We start from the raw sequence: 18394 nt of genomic DNA, 5'->3' as shown, positions 1-18394 counted from the left end.
ACGGAGGAACGATTCGGCGGTTACGGGCTCCAGCCCGCGGGCGTGCCCGCATCGGCGCTCCCTGGCCCCCCGGATCGCGTCCCAGTTTCCAGACGCTGCCCCGGCCATCTCCTACCATCCGGGCATGGCATACGATCCCCGCATGGCGTACGACCCGAACCGGCTCCTCTCCGACGGCGACGTGCAGGCCGGCAAGGCGCCGGGCTGGTGGGGCGACGACGGCCGGCTGTGGCGTGAATTCACCTTCGACACGTATCAGGCCGGTGTGGACTTCGCAGTGCGGGTCGCGGCGCACGCCGAGGCGGAAAACCACCACCCGGACCTCCTGATCGGATACCGCAAGGTGAAGGTCACGTACTTCACGCACGATGCGGGCGGCATCACGGCGCTGGACCTCGCGGGATCGCGGGCCGTGAACGACCTGTACGGCGCATGAGCCCAACCCTGTGAGCGCTGATCTGCCCGAGGCGCACCCGGACTGGGACGCGCTGATCCCGCAGCGCCGGCACGAACTCGTGCTGACGGTCGGTCCGGATGACCTCGACGAACTGGAGCACGTGAACAACGTCGTGTACCTGGGCTGGTGCGAACGGGTGGCCCGCGCGCACGCCGCGCGGCTGGATCTGGACACGCCCGCGCTGGCCGCGCTGGGGGCGGTGCCGGTCGCGCGGCAGCACCGCATCACGTACCACGTGCCGGCGGTGCTGGGCGACCGCGCCCGCGTCCGCACCTACCTGACCGAGAGTGCGGGCCTGCGCTCGGTGCGCCTGTACACCGTCGACCGTGTGAACGACGGCGACCCACCCCAGGGCGTGCGGCTGGCCGAGTGCCGCACCGACTGGGTGTGGGTCGATCCGCTGTCGGGCCGGCCCAAGCGCACGCCCGGCGAGGTGCTGGAGCGCTTCGGGTTCCCGGTGCGGGCGGGCTGACGCGCCCGCCCGGCTCAGGGCTCCTGGCGGTACGGGTCGCTGCCGAGTACGGGCGCGCTGTTCAGGGCCTTGAGGCCCTCCTGCAGCAGGTCGTCCTTGCCCTGCGTGAGGTCGCGCAGCTGCGCCTCGCCCTGCGCGAAGGTCTTGTCCGGCGTGACGTGGATGGGGTACGGGGTGCCGTCGGGCTTGGCGTAGTTCAGGATGGTGAGTTGCAGGCCGCCCTTGCCCGCGTCGAACACGCGCGTGGCGGTGTTGCCCACGCCGGCGGTGGCCTCCCCGATGATCGGGCCGCGCCCGGCGTACTGCACCTCGTACGCGAAGAACTCGCTGCACGACGCGCTGCCCTGGTCGACCAGCACGGCCAGCGGGCCGGTCCACAGGTGCGGGCGGCGCACGCCGCCGCTGGGCATGCCGTCCTCCAGGCGGGTGCCGCGGCTCACCACCGTGCGGCTGTTGCCGCCGGCGGAGCGGGCCAGGCGGGTCACGGTGGGCACGAAGGCGCTCACGGCGCTGTCGCACTCGCTGAGGCTACCGCCCGGATCGCCGCGCAGGTCCACGATCATGCCGGCCGCGCCGCGCGTCTGCGCCTCGCCCACCAGGTCGTGCACGCGCTGCGCCACGCCGCCGCCCGACAGGAAGGTCGGGATACGCAGCACGGCGACTTCCGCCTGCGGGTTCGTGGCGGTGGGCGCGGGCACGTACTGCACCAGCGGCAGTTCCTCGGTGCTGCTCTCGCTGGAGGTCAGGGTCAGGGTGAGCGGCTGGCCCACGCGCGTCAGGCCCAGGGTGATCGGCGTGCCGGAATCGCGGGCGGAGCGCAGGCCAGCGTAGGTGTAGGGCTTGCCGTTCAGCGTCAGCAGCAGGTCACCGCGCTTCAGACCCGCGGCGTCCGCGGCGCTGCCGGGCACCACCTCGGTCACCACGCGGTTCTCGCCGTCCAGGCTGGCGAGCTTCACACCGAACTGCCGGCGGGTGCCGCCCGTGGCGCGCGAGATGAAGTCCTTGAGGTCGTCCGGCGTCATGAAGTAGCTGTGGTCGTCGCCCAGCGCGGTCAGTTCCGCCGTCACGACCGGGTACGCGCGGCTCTCGGGACAGTCGGGGCCGTCGGCGGCGCACACAGCGTCCAGCCGCTCCTGGTACTCGCGGGTCAGCGCGGCGCGGTCCACGGTGGACAGTCCGCCGTACTGCTGCTGGATCAGGATGTTTACCCGCATGAACAGCTCCTGTGCGGGCGAGGACACGGTGGCGGCGTGGGCGCCCGCGCCGCTCAGCAGCGCCGCGCCGAGCAGCAGCCTCCGTGCCCCACGCCACGGCACCCGGGGCCGGGCGTGCAGGGGGGCGGACAGGGGGGCCACAGGCAGCGGCGAGGAAGTCATGGTCCCCGCATTCTGCCCTGGCCGGATGGGAAATTGGTGGGCCGGAATTGCCATGCAGGTCACGAAAAACCTGCCCCCGGCGGGGGGGCGGCGGCCGGGGGGGGTCAGCGCACGGGCCGTCTCTGGTACAGGTCGACCATGCGGCCCAGGAACTTCAGGCCGGACCCCAGGCTGGCCGCCTGCACCCACTCGTCGGCGCGGTGCGCGTTGCCGCCGCGGTACACGCCGACCGCCACGGCGCTCAGGCCGTGGGGCGCGGCGGCGTTCGCGTCGGTGGAACTCGACGCGGTGCGCACCTCGATGCGCAGTTCGCGGGCTGCCTCGCGGATCAGCGGCAGCAGCGGCTCGCTGTTCAGGTGCCCGCCCGGCCGGTCCCCGACGCGCTCGACGCGCACGGTCACGCCCACCTCGCGCGCCGCCGCGTGCAGCGACGCCACCGCCCGGCTGTCCAGATCCGCCAGGACGCCGGCGTCCAGCGAGCGCAGGTCGAGCAGCAGTTCCGCGCTGCCCGCGATGGAGTTGACGCTGGTGCCGCCGCCCGCCACGCCCACGTTCAGGGTGGTGCGCGGCGTCATGGGCAGGTGCAGGGCGTACAGGGCGCTGATCGCGCGGCCCATCGCGTGCAGCGTGCTGGGACCCTGGTCACCCCACGAGTGCCCGCCCGGTCCCACGAAGGTCGCCCGGTAGCGGCGCACGCCCACCCCGCGCGTGACCGCCACCCCCAGGTAGCCGTCCACGGCGATGAACGCGCCGAGCTGCGGGCGGTGCTGCTCGATCAGCGCCTTGCTGCCGCGCAGGTCGCCCAGACCCTCCTCGCCGACATTCGCGGCCACCCACAGCGGCCGGGTCAGCGTGCCGGGCGCGGCGCGCAGGTCACGTAGCAGGGCCGTCACGACCGCCAGGCTGGCGCTGTTGTCGCCCACGCCCGGCCCGATCAGGCGCCCGGCCTCCTCGCGCACCGTCACGTCGGTGCCGGGCTCGAACACCGTGTCCAGGTGCGCGGCGAGCAGGAGCGCGGGCTTGCCCTCGGTGCCGGGCGGTGTGACGCGGGTCAGGACGTTGCCCACAGCGTCGCGTTCGGTGGTGTAGCCCAGCTCCTGCCACAGCGAGGCGAGCAGGTCGGCGCGGCGTCCCTCGTGGAAGGTCGGAGCCGGCGTCTGCGCGATCCGCGTCAGGTAGGACAGGGGCATTGGGCGCAATTCTAGCGGCTCCGGGCGCAAGCACCGCCGGACGCCCCGCAGGAGCGGGACACGGGGGCAGGCCACCCCGGCGTGCGGAGTGGCCCGGCCCAGCGGAGCGTCAGCGCCCGCGTTTCAGGATGCTGCTGCCGATCATGGCGGCCAGTCCGACCAGACCGGCCTTCACCATGGGGTTGCCCAGCGCGCCGCCGGGCGCGAAGGCGGCCTCCAGCGGGCTGCGGCCGTCCTGCACCGGGGCCTGCGCGGTCTTGGCGTAGGCGTCGGCCAGATCGTCCGGATCCTGCGGATTGACCCGCTGCACGGGGTTGGCGGGGCTCTGCACGATCGCGTCGCCCATCTGCTGGCGCTGGTCCGGGCTGAGGCCGCCCATGTAGTCGCGCAGGATCTGCTGGCGCTCCTCGGGCGAGGCGCTCCTCATGTAGTCCTGGACGTAGGCGGCGGCCTCCTCGGGGCTGACCACGCCGTCCTGGTTGGTGTCGCGCGGGTCGAGGGCCGCCATCTTCTCGTGCCGGTCGTTCTGCTGGAAGAACATCTGGAACCTCCTGGAGGGGGACTCCTGAACGGGGCAGGCGCCAGCGCGGGGCGGATCCCCGGCGACTGGGCAGGCACCGTCCACCGTACGGACGCCCGCTGCAGGGAACGTGAAAGCACCGTTCAGACCTGTTTATGCCGGTTGCGGCCGGTCATCCTGCATGCGTCGGGACAATCCCTCCCAGGGGTGGGGCGGTACAGTGCCAGGCATATGCGTTCGCTGATCCTCATCGGGCACGGGTCTCACCTGAACGGCGAATCGGCCACCGCCGTGTACCGCTACGCCGACCTGATCCGCGAGCGTGGCCTGTACGACGAGGTCGTGGAGGGCTACTGGAAGGAGGAGCCCTCGCTGCGCCAGGTGCTCCGGACGACCTCCAGCACCGACGTGACCGTCATTCCCATGTTCATCAGCGAGGGGTACTTCACCGAGGTGGTGATTCCGCGCGAACTCGGCCTGGGACACCAGGGTCCGGTGCCGCCGGGCGGCGTGGCCCGCGTGATCGGTGGGCGCACCGTGCGCTACACCCTGCCGTACGGCGTGCACCCCAGCATGACCGACGTGATCCTGGCCCGCGCTCGCGAGGCGCTGCCGGACTTCAGCGCGCAGGACACCGCCCTGATCGTGCTGGGCCACGGCACCACCCGCAACGAGAACAGCAACAAGGTGATCTACCGCGCCGCCGACTTGATCCGCGAGTCCGGGCAGTTCGCGCAGGTGCAGGCGCTGTTCCTCGACGAGGAGCCGAAGGTGGGCACGTGGCCCGAGGTGATCAGCGCGCCGCGCGTGGTGGTCGTGCCGTTCTTCGCCTCGGAGGGCTGGCACACCCTGGAGACCATTCCCGAGGACATGGGCCTGACCGGTGAGGTCACGGCCTTCCCCGAAAACCCGCACGGCGCGCAGACGGTGTACTACGCCAAGCCGGTCGGCACGCACCCGGCCGTGGCGGACGTGATCCTGCACCTCGCGCAGGAGGCCAGCGGCGCCCTGGCGCAGGACGGCGACGTGGAGCGCGGGCACGAGCAGGCGTGGCAGACCGTACTGAGCCGCGCCCGCCGGGGCCTGCGGATCGGCGAGGTCATGATCACCCCGGACAGCGGCGTGTACGAACTGCGTCACGCGCTCGACGAGGGCCGTCCCGGCGCGGAACTGCGCACCCTGGTCACCCCGGAGGGCGTGCGCGACACCATCCGCAAGGACGACGGCGGCGAACACCGGCCCGTGCACACCCTGCGCAACGCCCCGCGCGGGTGGCGGGCAGTGCTGAGCGAGGAGGACCTGCGCCGCGCCGTGCACTACGCGTACCCGGCGGTGGTCGAGGAGACTTACGCGCACACCTGCCACGCCCTGCGCGCCACGCCGTGGCCCACCACCGCCCGCCGCCAGACCGGCATCTACGCCAAGGTGCAGAAGGCCACCCCGGAACAAGTCGAGCACGTCGCGCACGATGTCTGCACGTCGTGCCTGCGCACCCGCCTGTGGGCCGGCGAGAAACTCACGCACACCTTCCTCGACGGCGTGCCCGGCGGCATTCCCTGCGCCGAGGCCTGCACCGTGCTGGTCGCGGAGGTGCGCGAGGAAGTCAGTGGCAAACGCGGCGAGAAGGCCGGGCACGCCCACTGAACCGGCCCGCAGGGGCGCCACGCTCCCCGCACGTCCGAGTCACCTGAACACCCCGGCCGAGTTCGCGCGGCCGGGTGTTACCCTGGGGTAAGGCAGCCCACGTGCGGGCTGCACTCCCATTTCTTCCACCCGCGTCCCGTGAGACGCCCCGCCCGGCCACCGGCCATGCACACGGCGGTAAGTCCGCCCGAGAGGCGGCGATGGAGGCCCCGCATGACCAGGCCCACCCCATTTCAGCGTTGCCCCGCACCCAGCCGGGGGACGCGGTTCCTACATTCCCTGGACGGCCACGCGCCGCGCCGGGCGGAGGGCGTATGACGGCACCGAGCAGGCACGAGATGAAGTACGAGGGCAAGGCCAAACGGGTGTACGCCACGGCCGAGCCCGGCGAGTACATCGTGGAATACAAGGACGACGCCACGGCCTTCAACGCCCAGAAGCGCGGCTCGTGGGTGGGCAAGGGCGCCACGAACAACGCCATCACCGCGCACCTGTACCCGCAGCTGGAGGCCGCCGGCGTTCCCACGCACTTCGTCCGCAGACTCTCGGACACCGAGCAACTCGTGAAGGCCGTGACGATCGTGCCCGTCGAGGTGATCGTCCGCAACGTGGCGGCCGGCAGCTTCAGCAAGCGCCTGGGCATCGAGGAAGGCACGCCGCTCACGCATCCGGTCGTCGAGTACTGCTACAAGTCCGACGCGCTGGGCGATCCCCTGATCAACACCGACACCGCTCTGAGCCTCGGGTGGGCCACCGAGCCGCAACTGCTGCGCATCCGTGAACTTGCCCTGAAGATCCGGGGCTTTCTCACGCCGTACTTCGAGCAGCGCGGCGTGCGGCTCATCGACTTCAAGCTGGAATTCGGCACCCTCCCCGACGGCACGGTCGTGCTGGCCGACGAGATCAGCCCCGACACCTGCCGCTTCTGGGACGCGCAGACGAACGAGAAGATGGACAAGGACCGCTTCCGCCGCGACCTCGGCGGCATCGAGGACGCCTACGCGGAGATGCTGCGGCGCGTGACGACCGAGGTCTGACGACCCGTGATCGGTGCCTCCGGCCGTTCCTTTCCCGACGTTCAGCCGCTCAACCTGTAGACCTCCGAAGGAGCCCCATGTCCACCTTCAAAGCCAAAGTGTTCGTGACCCTCAAGCCCAGCATCCTCGATCCGCAGGGACGCACCGTCGAGCGCGCCCTGTCTCACCTCGACCACGGCAACGTGAACGGCGTGCGGGTCGGCAAGTACATCGAACTGACCCTGAACGGCAGCCGGGACGACGTCGAAGCGCAGCTGCGCGACATCACCGAGAATGTCCTGAGCAACCCCGTGATGGAGGATGCGCGCTGGGAGCTGGCCGAAGCGTGAGTGTGCCCGACGTCCTGAAGTTGCAGGAGAAGTTTGGTGCCTTCGAGGGCTACTGGCAGCCGAAGGTGATCGGGGAACTCAACGGCCAGCACGTCAAGATCGCAAAGATCAGCGGCGAGTTCGTGTGGCACGCCCACGAGCACGAGGACGAGCTGTTTCTGGTGACCAGGGGCACGCTGCTCATGCGCTTCCGCGACGGCGAGCGGCGCATCGGGGTGGGGGAGATGATCATCGTGCCGCGCGGCGTGGAGCACCTGCCCGTGGCCGAGGACGAGGTCTGGATCGTGATGTTTGAGCCTGCTGGCACCCTGAACACCGGCAACGTCGTGAACGAGCGCACCGTGGCGCAGCCGGAGCACCTATGACGCCCATGACCTCCACTTCCGCAACCTGCGGGAACGCGCCGCAGGCTGCTCCAGCTCCGGTCACGCGCGCTTTCTTCTACTCGCTCCGCTCGGATTTCGCCGCTCGCGCGGCTTCAATCGGAGGTTTATGAACGTCGCCGTCATCCAGTTTCCCGGCTCCAACTGCGACGCCGACGCCCTGCACGCCGCCCGCCTGCTGCTGGACGACAGCGCGCAGTTCGTGTGGCACACCGAACCCGGCCTGCCGGCCGGCACCGATCTGGTGTTCCTGCCCGGCGGCTTCAGCTACGGCGACCACCTGCGCTCCGGCGCGGTCGCGGCGCGCAGCCCGATCATGCAGGCCGTCAAGGCGCACGCCGAGCGGGGCGGATATGTCCTGGGCGTGTGCAACGGCTTCCAGGTGCTCACCGAGTCGGGGCTGCTGCCCGGCGCGCTGAGCCGCAACCGCGACCTGCACTTCATGTGCCGGCCGGTGCACCTGCGCGTGGAGAACGCCGCCACCGCCTTCACCGGCGCGTACACGGCGGGGCAGGTGATCGAGGTGCCCATCGCGCACGGCGAGGGCAACTACTACGCCGATCCCGAGACCATCGCCCGCCTTGAGGGCGAGGGGCAGGTCGTGTTCCGCTACGTGGACAACCCCAACGGCTCGCTGAACGACATCGCCGGCATTGTGAACGCGCGCGGGAACGTGCTGGGCATGATGCCCCACCCGGAGCGCGCGGTGGAGGCGCTGCTGGGCAGCGAGGACGGCCAGGGCGTGTTCCGCAGCCTGAGCCGCAGCGGCGTGGCGGTGGGCGCGTGAGCCCGGTCCGTGTCCAGGACTTCCTGGCCGCCGCCTACGAGCAGGAGCTGACCATGTTCCGCGCCGGGCTGGACGCCGTGCCCGACGCCGAGTTCCAGACGCCCCGGCTGGGCCACAGTGCCGCATGGCACGCGCTGCATATCTCCGAGTGGCTGCGCTTCTTCGCGTTCCAGGACTTCAGCGCCACCTACGCCCACCTGGGCTGGGAGTCGGCGCCGTGGATGGAGGAGCTGCGCGGCACGCCGAATGCCAACGAGACCAACGGCAAGGCCATCGTGCTGGGCGAACTCGACCGGGTGGGGGCCAAGGTCGTGGCCCACATCCGCGCGCTGACCGACGAGCAGCTGGGCGACATGCTGCGCGCCCCCGCCGCGCCCACCGGCGTGCGCGAACGCCTGACCGGCCTGGGCATGCAGCTGCGGCACGTCGCGTACCACCGCGGCCAGCTCCAGATGGCCAAGAAGCACGGCTGAGGGCCACTGCCCCGCCGCGCTCCCCGTTTCCTGATTTCTCCAGAGGCACCTCCATGACCCAGATTCCCGCCACGCCCGCTCCGTCCCTGCGCGACCGCGCCGCCACCTTCGGCCTGTCCACCGAGGAGTACGACCTCCTCGTGGAGGGCATCGGCCGCGAGCCGAACGCCCTGGAGGCTGCCATCGTGGGCGCGATGTGGAGCGAGCACTGCGGCTACAAGAACTCCCGCCCGCTGTTCCGCTTCTTTCCCACCACCGGCCCGCAGGTCCTGCAGGGGCCGGGCGAGAACGCCGGCGTGGTGGACATCGGGGACGGCTGGGGCGTGGCCTTCAAGATGGAGTCGCACAACCACCCGTCGGCGGTCGAGCCGGTGCAGGGCGCCGCGACCGGCGTGGGCGGCATCCTGCGCGACATCTTCGCCATGGGCGCGCGGCCCTTCGCGGTGCTGGACTCCCTGCGCTTCGGCAACCCCGACAGCCCCCGCACCCGCTTCCTGCTGAACGGCGTGGTGGAAGGCATCGCGCACTATGGCAACGCCATCGGCGTGCCCACCGTGGGCGGCGAGGTGACCTTCCACCCCAGCTACCAGGAAAACCCCCTGGTGAACGTGATGGCCCTGGGTCTGCTGCGCCACGAGGATCTGGCAAAAGGGACGATGGGCGAGGTCGGCAACACCATCGTGTACGTGGGCTCCAAGACCGGGCGCGACGGCCTGGGCGGCGCCGTGTTCGCCTCTGCCGACCTGAGCAACGCGAGCCAGGCGGACCGCCCGGCCGTGCAGGTGGGCGACCCCTTCATGGAGAAACTGCTGCTGGAGGCCACGCTGGAAGCCATCCAGGCGGGTGTGGTCGCGGGCGTGCAGGACATGGGCGCGGCCGGGCTGGTGTCCAGCACGTGCGAGATGGCGTACCGCGCCGAACTCGGCATCACCATGAATCTCGATCTGGTGCCGACCCGCGAGGACGGCATGGTGCCCATGGAACTGTGCCTGAGCGAGTCTCAGGAGCGCATGATCCTGGTGCCGGTGCCCGGCAAGGAGCAGGCCCTGCTCGACCTGCTCGCCAAGTGGGAACTGGACGTGGTGACCATCGGGCAGGTCGAGGAGCACCACAACTACCGCCTGACGTGGCGCGGCGAGGTGGTCTGCGACCTGCCGGTGGCCCTGCTGAACGAGGCGCCCAAGTACACCCGCGAGGGCGTCGAGTCCGACGAGATCCGCGCCAAGCGCGACACCGACCTGAGCGGCGTGCCCGTGCCCGGCGACCTGGGGGCGGTGCTGACCGACCTGCTGTCTCACCCCACGATTGCCAGCAAGCGGCCCATCTTCGAGCGTTTCGACCATCAGGTCATGACCAACACGGTGGTCGTGCCGGGCGCGGCCGACGCCGCCGTGATGCGTGTGAAGGGCTCGGGCATGGGCGTGGCTGCCACCAGCGACTGCAACCCGCGCTTCGTGTACCTCGACCCGTACACCGGGGCCGCCGCCGCCGTGGCCGAGGCTGCCCGCAACCTCGCGTGTGTGGGCGCGACCCCACTGGCGATCACCGACAACCTGAACTTCGGCAACCCGCACCGGCCCGAGGTGTACTACCAGCTCCAGCAGGCCGTGCACGGCATCGCGGACGCGTGCCGCGCGCTGAACACGCCGGTCACCGGCGGCAATGTCAGCCTGTACAACCAGTACATCGAGGGCGACGAGCGCGTCGCCATCCACCCCACGCCCACCATCGGCATGGTCGGCGTGCTGCCGGACGTGACGCAGCGCGCGACCCTGAACCTCAAGGGCGAGGGTCAGACCGTGTACCTGATCGGGGAGCACGCCGACACCATCGGGGCGAGCCAGTACCTCGAAACGGTGCACGGCCTGGAGGCCGGGCGGGTGCCGCCCCTGGACCTGGGCCGCGAGCAGGCGGTCATCGACGCCACCCTGCACCTGATCCGGTCCGGCCTGACCGACACCGCGCACGACTGCGCCGAGGGCGGCCTCGCCGTGGCGCTGGCGGAGATGGCGATTGCCGGGAACGTCGGCGTGAATGTCAGCATCGACGCCCCCGAGAGCGTGCGCGCCGACGCCCTGCTGTACGGCGAGGCGCACGGCCGAATTCTGATCGCCACCCGTGACGCGGCGGGCACCGAGGCGGCTCTCGCGGCACGCGGCGTGCCCCACGCGCGTCTGGGCACCACCGGGGGAACCGGCGTCACCATCGCCCTGCCGGGTCAGCACGTACACTTGAGCGTGACCCTCCCCGCCCTGACCGACGCCTTCACCACGCCCCTCGCGGAGATCCTGGGATGAGCGGGGCGCTGCCCCGGCCCTGGAGCCGCCGATGATCTTCGACGCGACCACCGACAAGCCGCAGGACGAGTGCGGCGTGTTCGGCCTGTACTCGCCGGAACCGAACGACCTGGCGTGGATGACCTACCTGGGCCTGTTCGCGTTGCAGCACCGCGGCCAGGAAGCGGCGGGCATGTGCGTGTCCGACGGCGAGAAGTTCCACGTGGAGAAGGACCTCGGGCTGGTCACGCAGGTGTTCGACGAGCGGCGGCTGGACTCGGTACGGCTGGCGAACGCCCGCGTCAGCATCGGGCACGTGCGGTACTCCACCACCGGCAGCAACCTGCGCTTCAATGCCCAGCCCCTGACCACCCGCACGAACAAGGGCATCCTGGGGCTGGCGCACAACGGGAACTTCGTGAACGCCCGCGAAGTCCGCAACGGCATGCTGATGGAAGGCGGGCTGTTCCAGACCACCAACGACTCCGAGGTGATGCTCAACCTGATCGCCCGCGAGGCCGACCTTGACCTGATCGAGGCGACGGCCGTCGCCATGAAGAAGCTCAAGGGCGGGTACGCGTGCGTGCTGATGAGCCGCACGCAGCTCCTGGGCTTCCGCGATCCGAACGGCGTGCGGCCCCTGGTGATCGGGGAGCGCGAGGACGGCGCGTACGTGATCGCCTCCGAACCCTGTGCCCTGTACGCCGTGGGCGCCAAGCTGCTGCGCGACGTGCAGCCCGGCGAACTCGTGTGGATAGACCGCGACGGCCTGCACTCGCGTATGGTCGCCCCGCGCAAGCCCACCCCCTGCGCCTTCGAGTGGATCTACTTCGCCCGCAGCGACAGCCAGCTCGACGGCGTGGACGCCCACGAGAGCCGCATCCGCATGGGCCACCAGCTCGCGCGCGAACATCCGGTCGAGGCCGATATCGTCGTCCCGGTGCCGGACAGCGGGATCGGCGCGGCCATCGGCTACGCCCGAGAGAGCGGCATTCCCTTCGACTACGGCCTGTACAAGAACCCCTACGCGGGCCGCACCTTTATTGCGCCCACGCAGGAAGCGCGGGAACTGAAGGTCAAGATGAAGCTCTCGCCCACCAGCGCCGTGCGCGGCAAACGCGTCGTGCTGGTGGACGACAGCATCGTGCGGGGCACCACCAGCCGGCAGATCGTGAACCTGCTGCGCGAGGCGGGCGCGACCGAGGTGCACTTCCGCGTGAGCAGTCCGCCCATCAAGCACCCGTGCTTCTACGGCATCGACACGGCCGCGCGCAAGGAACTGGTCGCCAGCACGCACTCCATCGAGGAGATCCGGGCGCTGATCGGGGCGGATACGCTGAGTTTCATCAGCGAGCAGGGCATCCGCGAAGCCGTCAGCGGCCCCGGCCTGTGCCTGGCATGCTTCAATGGGGAATATCCGGCTGGTACACCGCTGTTGAATGACGTGGATAAGCTGGCGTTGGAAGTATAGACAGGGCTCGGCCAAAGGAGAAAAGACCATCATTTCCTTAATTGAAGCTAAAAATTATAAATCGATAAAGTACGTCAGGCAGGATCTGAAGATGATGCAGGTGCTGATTGGGCCGAACGCCTCAGGCAAAACAACTTTCCTTGATGTACCTGAGCTTGTAAAGGATATTGTATCTGATGGAATCGATGCTGCCGTTACAAAGAGAGGGGGTAGTTTAGTTGATCTAACACATTATGAGAACGCGAATGATATCGAAATAGGGATCGAGCTGAGACTTCCAGACGAACTTATTATACAATCGGGTGGTGCAAGGCTAGATACGGCCAGGTACGAGATAAAGATTGGAATTAGAGGCGAAGATCAAATCATTATCAATGAAAACCTCTGGATAAAGCCACAATCCGTCAAGATGAAGAGATATGGCCTATTTCCTATAGAGATGAGCGAAAACAACGACGTTATCCATCCCAGGAGCCAGAAAGGAAGGGCGCCAAAGGGGTGGGTAAAGATTATAGGCAAAACAGAATCGGGCAATGATTATTTCAAATCTGAAAGAACCGGTTGGAATAGCCAGTTTCGTTTCGGCAATAAAAAGTCTGCCATCTCTAATGTTCCTGAAGATTATGAAAAATTCCCGATTGCCATTTGGGTAAGAAACTATTTTACTCTAGGTATTCAAACTATAATGCTGGATAGCAAGGCGATGAGAAAGTCATCCCCTCGAATAGGGGCGAGGGAGTTTTTACCTGACGGCAGTAATCTTCCTAGAGTACTTAGCGATTTCAAGAAAAACAAATTATATTCTCGGTGGCTGAAGCATATTCGATCTTTTCTTGGAGATATAGTTGACATTGACGTCGTCAGCAGACCTGAAGATAATAGCCAGTACTTGAGCGTAATTTATAGCACTGGAGAGGTGCCAGCATGGCTCGTCTCTGACGGGACTTTGAGGCTCATCGCTCTAACAATGCTCCCTTACCTGGATAATCAAAATAGAACATACCTTATTGAAGAGCCAGAAAACGGCATACATCCAAAGGCAATGGAGGCTGTCTTCCAATCCCTATCGTCGTCGAAGTCATCTCAAGTATTTATTGCAAGCCACTCTCCGGTGATTCTTAGCATGGCCGAACCTGTGGATCTACTGTGTTTTGCAAAAACGATTTCCGGATACACCGACGTGATTAGTGGTTCCGATCATCCTCAACTGCGTGACTGGAAGGGAAGAGTATCACTCGATGTTCTTTTTGCCAGTGGAGTTTTGGGATAATGGATCTGTTGGTTCTTGTTGCCGATGGAGATCAAAAAGCGGTATTTGACGGTTTATTAGAAAATAGAACGAAGTCGATTGGCATCAGGTTAATAAATTTCCGTGTCGATAAGCACCCGAACAGAGATCCTGGGGTATATGCCACTGGTGCAGCTTTTTGTAGAGAACTTGAGGCGAACTATAGATTCAGTAAGTGTCTAATTGTTTTGGACGAGGAATGGGAAGGCAGTCCAGGTATTGATGCTATCAAAGAAAAGATTGTTGAAGATTGTAGACGTATCGGGATTGCTGCTCAAGTAGAAGTGTTAGTAATAAGCCCAGAAATAGAACAGTGGGTCTGGCAGCCTTCTCTGCACGTTTTGAATGCCATTGGCAGAGAGGAATCATATGAGGAAATTAGATCAGAACTTAAGCAATTTTGGCCCGATGGGTCTTCAAAGCCACTTCGGCCCAAAGAGGCATTTGATGCTGCTAGGTCTATCCCGCGATCCTCATCTATATTTTATGAATTGGCAAACATTGTCTCGCTAAAAAATTGTCAAGACGCCGAGTTCAACAAGTTTTTAAAGATAATTCGTGCATGGTTTCCAGTAAGTGACTAGATAAATCTCCAATTAACATCAACAGTATCATGTTTGATAAAGGAAATGGAACTTGGAACCGCATGGGTGGCGCTGGAGCTTTTAAGAACACGTTTCCTGTGCTGCTTTGTCCCATTCGGGCCAGCTATAGGTGTATCTGCAACCTGCTCCGGCGTTGTTGCCTGCGCCCAAGGCTTCCGCCTTTCCGGTTCATAATGTTTTTACCGGTGCTCTGCCTATTGAGACCACTCCCATGACAAGGGTACGGTAACGGGCTGGGAGGCGGTGCGGCATGTGGGGAATGGCTTATGGCAGTGCTGGCAGCATTACCCTCCTTCCATGCCCCCAACTCGCTCCCAGATTCAGCCCGGTCTGACCGTGGACATCGTGCAGAAGCACGATCAGCCGACCGGGAAGCTCACGCGCGGCGTGGTGGCGGCGCTGCTCACACGGTCGCCGTCGCATCCGCATGGCATCAAGGTGCGGCTCACCTCTGGGGAAGTGGGACGGGTGCAGGCGGTGGTGGAGTAGCACATCGGTGTTCGTTTTGCTTCTCCTCATGACGGCGCGTGAAGTCCGGCCTCACCGACGTTTAGGCGGGCGTGGCTACGGTGGGCGTCAGGAGGTCTGCGTATGCCCAGAGCGTGGAGCGACAAGGACGAACGGCAGTACGAGCACGTCAAGGACTCGGAACGCCAGCGCGGCGAGTCCGAGGAACGCGCCGAGGAGATCGCGGCCCGCACCGTGAACAAACAGCGGCGCGAGGAGGGCCGCACGCCCAACCGCCGCACGCAGGGCACCGGCAACCCCAACCGCGCCCTGACCGAGCTGTCGCGCGACGAGCTGTACAACCGCGCGCGGGAACAGAATGTGCGCGGCCGCAGCGCCATGTCGAAGGCGCAGCTGGTGGACGCACTGGGCGGGTAGCCCGGCCAGGATGGGCCGCCCAGTGCGCCCGGGTGGCGTACGCTGCGGACATGAAACTCTCATGCGTGCCGGTGCTGGCCCTGCTCGTGTTCTCGTCTGGCCGCGCCGCCACGGGAGAGGTGCTCGACAGCCGGCCGGCGACGGTGTTGCAGGTCGTGACCCAGGCGGGCTACAGCGCGAAGCTGAACCCCGGTGACAGCAAGAATGGCCCGTTCATCACGCTCACCATCGACGGCGACGTGGTGTATCTGAACCTTGAGGGATGCAAGGCCGACGGCTGTAAGCGCGTGGACGCGACGACCGGGTACGACGCGGACACGTCATCGGACGAGGTGACCGAGTACGTGAACGGCTGGAACGCCAGCCACTACACGCAGGCCTACTCGGACACAGAGGAAGAGGTAGCGTATCTGGATTCGTCGTACCTGATGACCGGGGGCTACACGCGCGCCAACATGGTCGCGTGGCTCAAGGCGTACCTGGACGACCTGACGGACTTCGCCGACAACCTGCCCTGACGTGACTGCCGGTCCTGGCCCGCGCGGCATGCCCCTGTCGGGGGGGCCAGTGGGGGCATGGGCTGGTAACAGTGAATGAATGCCCAGAGAACGCTGTCTGAGTCTGCGTTTTCACGATTGCCAGTCGGGCGGCCGGTCAGAGGCGAGTGACATCGATCTCACTAGCGTGACGTCATGACGTCCAGACCCCACGCCAGTGTGCACAACGACCTGGAATTGGCTCCCGTGCGGGACGCCGCGGTGCGCCGGGCGCGGCGTCCGCTGGTGGCGGGGGTCGGGGTGCCCGCGCTGCTGCTGGCGCTGCTGCTGTCGGTGCCCCTGCTCAATGCCCGCCTGGAACTCCTGACCTTCCATATGCTGCTGGTGCTCGCCGCCGCCGCCTTCACCGCCGCCGTGACCGTGTGGATGGGCCTGGTCGGCCTGCGCCAGCGCAACGCCGAGGTCATCCTGCTGTCGCTGGCCTTCGGGTCGCTGGGGCTGGTCTACGGCGTGCACGGCCTGGGCACCCCGGAGGTCGGCGTGTTGGGTCACGCCGGGCACGCGGGCATGGCCGGGATGACGGACATGGCGGCGGGCGACTCCACGCAAGAGGCGTATCGGTTCATCGCGCTGCCTGCGGCGGCGCAGCTCGGCGCGCTGATCACGGCCGCGTGGCTGCTGCTCTCCAGCTTCCCGGCCACGAACACTGTGGTGCGCGGCGTGCTGGCCCTGCGCGGGTGGCTGCCCGCCGTGTGGCTGCTGGTGCTATTCGGCCTGGGCGCGCTGGTCTTCAACCCGGAAGTCGCGGAGGTGCTGGCCCCCACCGCGTGGTCCGGCCGCGTGGTGATCCTGGCCGCCACCGTCGGCCTGAGCGTGTGGGCATCCGCGCGGTACTGGGCGTCATGGCGCTACGCGCGCTTCCCGCTGCAACTTGCGGTGGTGTACGCGGGCGGGTGGCTGGCGCTGGCGCAGGTCGTGATCGTGCTGAACCTGGCGTGGACGCTGTCGTGGTGGGTGTATCACGTGCTGCTGGTCGGCGTGAGCGGCGCGCTGCTCACCGGCCTGATCGCGCAGTACCGCGACCGCAGCGTGCCGCTGGGCACCGCCCTGCGCGGCCTGTGGAACAACGACCCGGACGCCCTGCTCGCCGCCGGGATCAGCGCCCCTGTGCGCGCCCTGATCGCGGAGGTCGAGGCGCACGATCCGTACACCGCCGGGCACGCGCACCGCGTCACGCTGTACGCCCTGGAACTCGCCCGCGCGCTGGGCTGCGCGCCCGAGGCGCTGCGGGTCGTCACGCAGGGCGGCATCCTGCACGATCTCGGGAAGCTGGACGTGCCGGTGGACATCCTGAACCATCCCGGCCGCCTGACCGGCGCGGACTGGACGCTGGTGCGTCAGCACCCATCCACCGGCTACGAGCGCGCCCAGCGCCTCGGCCTGCTCCCGGAGGAACTGGGCGTGGTGCGCTGGCACCACGAGCGCTGGGACGGCGCCGGGTACCCGGACGGCCTGGCCGGCGAGCAGATTCCGCTGCTGGCCCGCATCCTGGCCGTGGCGGACGTGTACGACGCCCTGACCAGCGAGCGCGCCTACCGTCAGCCATGGACGCCCAGCCGCGCGAACGCCTACCTGGCCGAGGAAGCCGGCAAGGCCTTCGATCCGCGTGTGGTGGCGGCGTGGGTGGCGCTGCACGAACCGCAGGAGAACCAGACCGCGGCGCCGTGGCTGACGCTTCCCGGCGCCCTGCCCACCCCGGCCGGCGCCTTCGGCCGCTGAACCCACCTGAACGCGGCTCCGCGGCGCACGTCCACCGGTCGCGCTGCGCGGGGCCGCTCCCCTTGTCACCCTGACCCGGCCCTGGACGCCCGAAGCCGGTATGCTGTGCGGGCATACCCCCGGCGGGGGTGGGTAACGGCCGTCGCCGGCGGACCGTGAGGGGGAGTTGCATGGGGGTTCGGGAACACGTCACTTCGGTCGCCGCGTACGGTCTGGTGGCCCTGGCCAGCGCGATGGTGGTCAGCGGCGGCACCCTCAGCCAGGCGCTGCGCTCGGTCTTCCACACGCCGGACCTGGGCGCGGCGGTGCCGGCCACGGCAGTCGCGGGCGCGCGGGTCGTCGCCCCCGCCCCGGCCACGCGCGCCCCGCAGGCGCAGGGCGAGGACAGCGCCCTGGCGGCCCCGCTGCCGGACATTCCCGGCGCAGGCGAGGTCACGGCGGCCCCGGCCCGGACGGCCGCGCCGGCCCGCGCCGCCCGCACGCCCGCCGCGCCCACCACGTCGGAAACCGGATCGGCGTCGCTGGACGCCACGCTGCGGCTGGCCCGCTGGCTCACGCAGCAGTGGTACGACAGCTCGCTGGACGCCGTGTGGGCGTCGTTCTCACCGGCGGTCAAGGCGCAGTGGAAGTCGGAACGCGACTTCCGGGCCTTCCGGGCTGGCGGCGTCCGGGCCTACGGCGCCGAGACGGCCGTGCTGGCCGAGGAACTCACGCCGCACGGCGACGTCACGTACTACACCCGCACGGCCGCCTTCGAGCGCGGCCCGAAGGGCGGCTGGACGCTGATCATCGGGCTGGACGGCCGCGGGCAGGTGCGGGACTTCGGCGTGGTGGGCGCGTCGCTGCTGCCGGCGCGCATGAACGCCCTGTTGCGCTAGGGCCGGCCGTTCAGCGTTCCCTCACCCCGCCCTTCGGGGCGCGTGGG

The 18394-nt window shown here is 67.8% G+C and carries 20 protein-coding genes; 17 read left to right on the top strand and 3 right to left on the bottom strand.

The genetic code is table 11. From position 1 onward, the window contains the following. Positions 1-124: 124 nt before the first annotated feature. Together HNQ07_RS16400 and HNQ07_RS16395 are read left to right on the top strand one after the other, a co-directional pair. The gene (locus tag HNQ07_RS16400; RefSeq protein ID WP_184113748.1) at positions 125-436 is read left to right on the top strand and encodes a 4a-hydroxytetrahydrobiopterin dehydratase; all 312 of its coding nucleotides are present in this window, start codon (positions 125-127) and stop codon (positions 434-436) included. Positions 437-446: 10 nt separating this feature from the next. Then, on the top strand, positions 447-929 hold the full coding sequence (locus HNQ07_RS16395; RefSeq protein WP_184113746.1) for an acyl-CoA thioesterase: 483 nt from the start codon (positions 447-449) through the stop codon (positions 927-929). A 14-nt stretch (positions 930-943) separates the two neighbouring features. On the opposite strand, the gene HNQ07_RS16390 is transcribed toward HNQ07_RS16395, so the two are convergent. From HNQ07_RS16390 to HNQ07_RS16380, 3 genes are all read right to left on the bottom strand, one after another. Beyond that, on the bottom strand, positions 944-2305 hold the full coding sequence (locus tag HNQ07_RS16390) for a S41 family peptidase (protein WP_184113744.1): 1362 nt from the start codon (positions 2303-2305) through the stop codon (positions 944-946). 104 nt (positions 2306-2409) lie between these two features. Further along, a complete protein-coding gene (locus HNQ07_RS16385) occupies positions 2410-3495 on the bottom strand; it encodes a M20/M25/M40 family metallo-hydrolase (RefSeq protein WP_184113742.1) in 1086 nt (361 codons plus the stop codon). 109 nt (positions 3496-3604) lie between these two features. Beyond that, the gene (locus HNQ07_RS16380; protein WP_184113740.1) at positions 3605-4036 is read right to left on the bottom strand and encodes a hypothetical protein; all 432 of its coding nucleotides are present in this window, start codon (positions 4034-4036) and stop codon (positions 3605-3607) included. 186 nt (positions 4037-4222) lie between these two features. On the opposite strand from HNQ07_RS16380, the gene HNQ07_RS16375 reads away from it, so the two are divergent. From HNQ07_RS16375 to HNQ07_RS16305, 15 genes are all read left to right on the top strand, one after another. Then, positions 4223-5659, top strand: coding sequence for a CbiX/SirB N-terminal domain-containing protein (locus tag HNQ07_RS16375; protein WP_268245903.1), 1437 nt, complete (start codon positions 4223-4225; stop codon positions 5657-5659). A 314-nt stretch (positions 5660-5973) separates the two neighbouring features. Continuing rightward, positions 5974-6696: a phosphoribosylaminoimidazolesuccinocarboxamide synthase gene (gene purC, locus HNQ07_RS16370; protein ID WP_184113736.1), complete on the top strand. Its 723-nt coding sequence runs from the start codon at positions 5974-5976 to the stop codon at positions 6694-6696. 77 nt (positions 6697-6773) lie between these two features. Further along, the gene (gene purS / locus HNQ07_RS16365; RefSeq protein ID WP_184113734.1) at positions 6774-7025 is read left to right on the top strand and encodes a phosphoribosylformylglycinamidine synthase subunit PurS; all 252 of its coding nucleotides are present in this window, start codon (positions 6774-6776) and stop codon (positions 7023-7025) included. Further along, positions 7022-7390, top strand: a complete 369-nt coding sequence (locus tag HNQ07_RS16360) for a cupin domain-containing protein (RefSeq protein WP_229832144.1) — start codon at positions 7022-7024, stop codon at positions 7388-7390. Before purS ends, HNQ07_RS16360 begins: the two co-directional genes overlap by 4 nt. Before the next feature lie 127 nt (positions 7391-7517). Then, on the top strand, positions 7518-8195 hold the full coding sequence (gene purQ / locus HNQ07_RS16355) for a phosphoribosylformylglycinamidine synthase subunit PurQ (RefSeq protein ID WP_184113732.1): 678 nt from the start codon (positions 7518-7520) through the stop codon (positions 8193-8195). Further along, a complete protein-coding gene (locus tag HNQ07_RS16350; protein WP_229832146.1) occupies positions 8192-8668 on the top strand; it encodes a DinB family protein in 477 nt (158 codons plus the stop codon). The genes purQ and HNQ07_RS16350 overlap by 4 nt, the downstream gene beginning before the upstream one ends. Before the next feature lie 53 nt (positions 8669-8721). Further along, positions 8722-10965 carry a phosphoribosylformylglycinamidine synthase subunit PurL gene (gene purL / locus HNQ07_RS16345; protein WP_184113730.1) on the top strand — a complete coding sequence of 748 codons (2244 nt, stop codon included), beginning with the start codon at positions 8722-8724 and terminating at the stop codon, positions 10963-10965. A gap of 31 nt (positions 10966-10996) precedes the next feature. Continuing rightward, on the top strand, positions 10997-12415 hold the full coding sequence (purF, locus tag HNQ07_RS16340; RefSeq protein ID WP_184113729.1) for an amidophosphoribosyltransferase: 1419 nt from the start codon (positions 10997-10999) through the stop codon (positions 12413-12415). Then, complete coding sequence (gene mads3, locus HNQ07_RS16335) at positions 12384-13685, top strand: methylation-associated defense system AAA family ATPase MAD3 (RefSeq protein WP_184113728.1); 1302 nt, start codon at positions 12384-12386, stop codon at positions 13683-13685. Before purF ends, mads3 begins: the two co-directional genes overlap by 32 nt. Continuing rightward, positions 13685-14287 carry a methylation-associated defense system protein MAD4 gene (gene mads4 / locus HNQ07_RS16330; protein WP_184113727.1) on the top strand — a complete coding sequence of 201 codons (603 nt, stop codon included), beginning with the start codon at positions 13685-13687 and terminating at the stop codon, positions 14285-14287. The genes mads3 and mads4 overlap by 1 nt, the downstream gene beginning before the upstream one ends. A gap of 318 nt (positions 14288-14605) precedes the next feature. Continuing rightward, positions 14606-14797, top strand: a complete 192-nt coding sequence (locus HNQ07_RS16325; RefSeq protein WP_184113726.1) for a YwbE family protein — start codon at positions 14606-14608, stop codon at positions 14795-14797. Positions 14798-14899: 102 nt separating this feature from the next. Next, a complete protein-coding gene (locus HNQ07_RS16320; protein WP_184113725.1) occupies positions 14900-15193 on the top strand; it encodes an addiction module toxin RelE in 294 nt (97 codons plus the stop codon). 50 nt (positions 15194-15243) lie between these two features. Beyond that, positions 15244-15711: a YbjN domain-containing protein gene (locus HNQ07_RS16315; protein WP_184113724.1), complete on the top strand. Its 468-nt coding sequence runs from the start codon at positions 15244-15246 to the stop codon at positions 15709-15711. A gap of 174 nt (positions 15712-15885) precedes the next feature. Continuing rightward, positions 15886-17469 carry an HD-GYP domain-containing protein gene (locus tag HNQ07_RS16310; RefSeq protein WP_184113723.1) on the top strand — a complete coding sequence of 528 codons (1584 nt, stop codon included), beginning with the start codon at positions 15886-15888 and terminating at the stop codon, positions 17467-17469. Between the two features lie 170 nt (positions 17470-17639). After that, the gene (locus HNQ07_RS16305; RefSeq protein WP_184113722.1) at positions 17640-18347 is read left to right on the top strand and encodes a hypothetical protein; all 708 of its coding nucleotides are present in this window, start codon (positions 17640-17642) and stop codon (positions 18345-18347) included. Positions 18348-18394 lie beyond the last annotated feature (47 nt).

This window comes from Deinococcus metalli (genome assembly GCF_014201805.1).
Classification (GTDB): Bacteria; Deinococcota; Deinococci; order Deinococcales; family Deinococcaceae; genus Deinococcus; species Deinococcus metalli.
The sequence above is the reverse complement of the archived record's forward strand: the minus strand, read 5'-3'. Positions and strand labels throughout refer to the sequence as shown.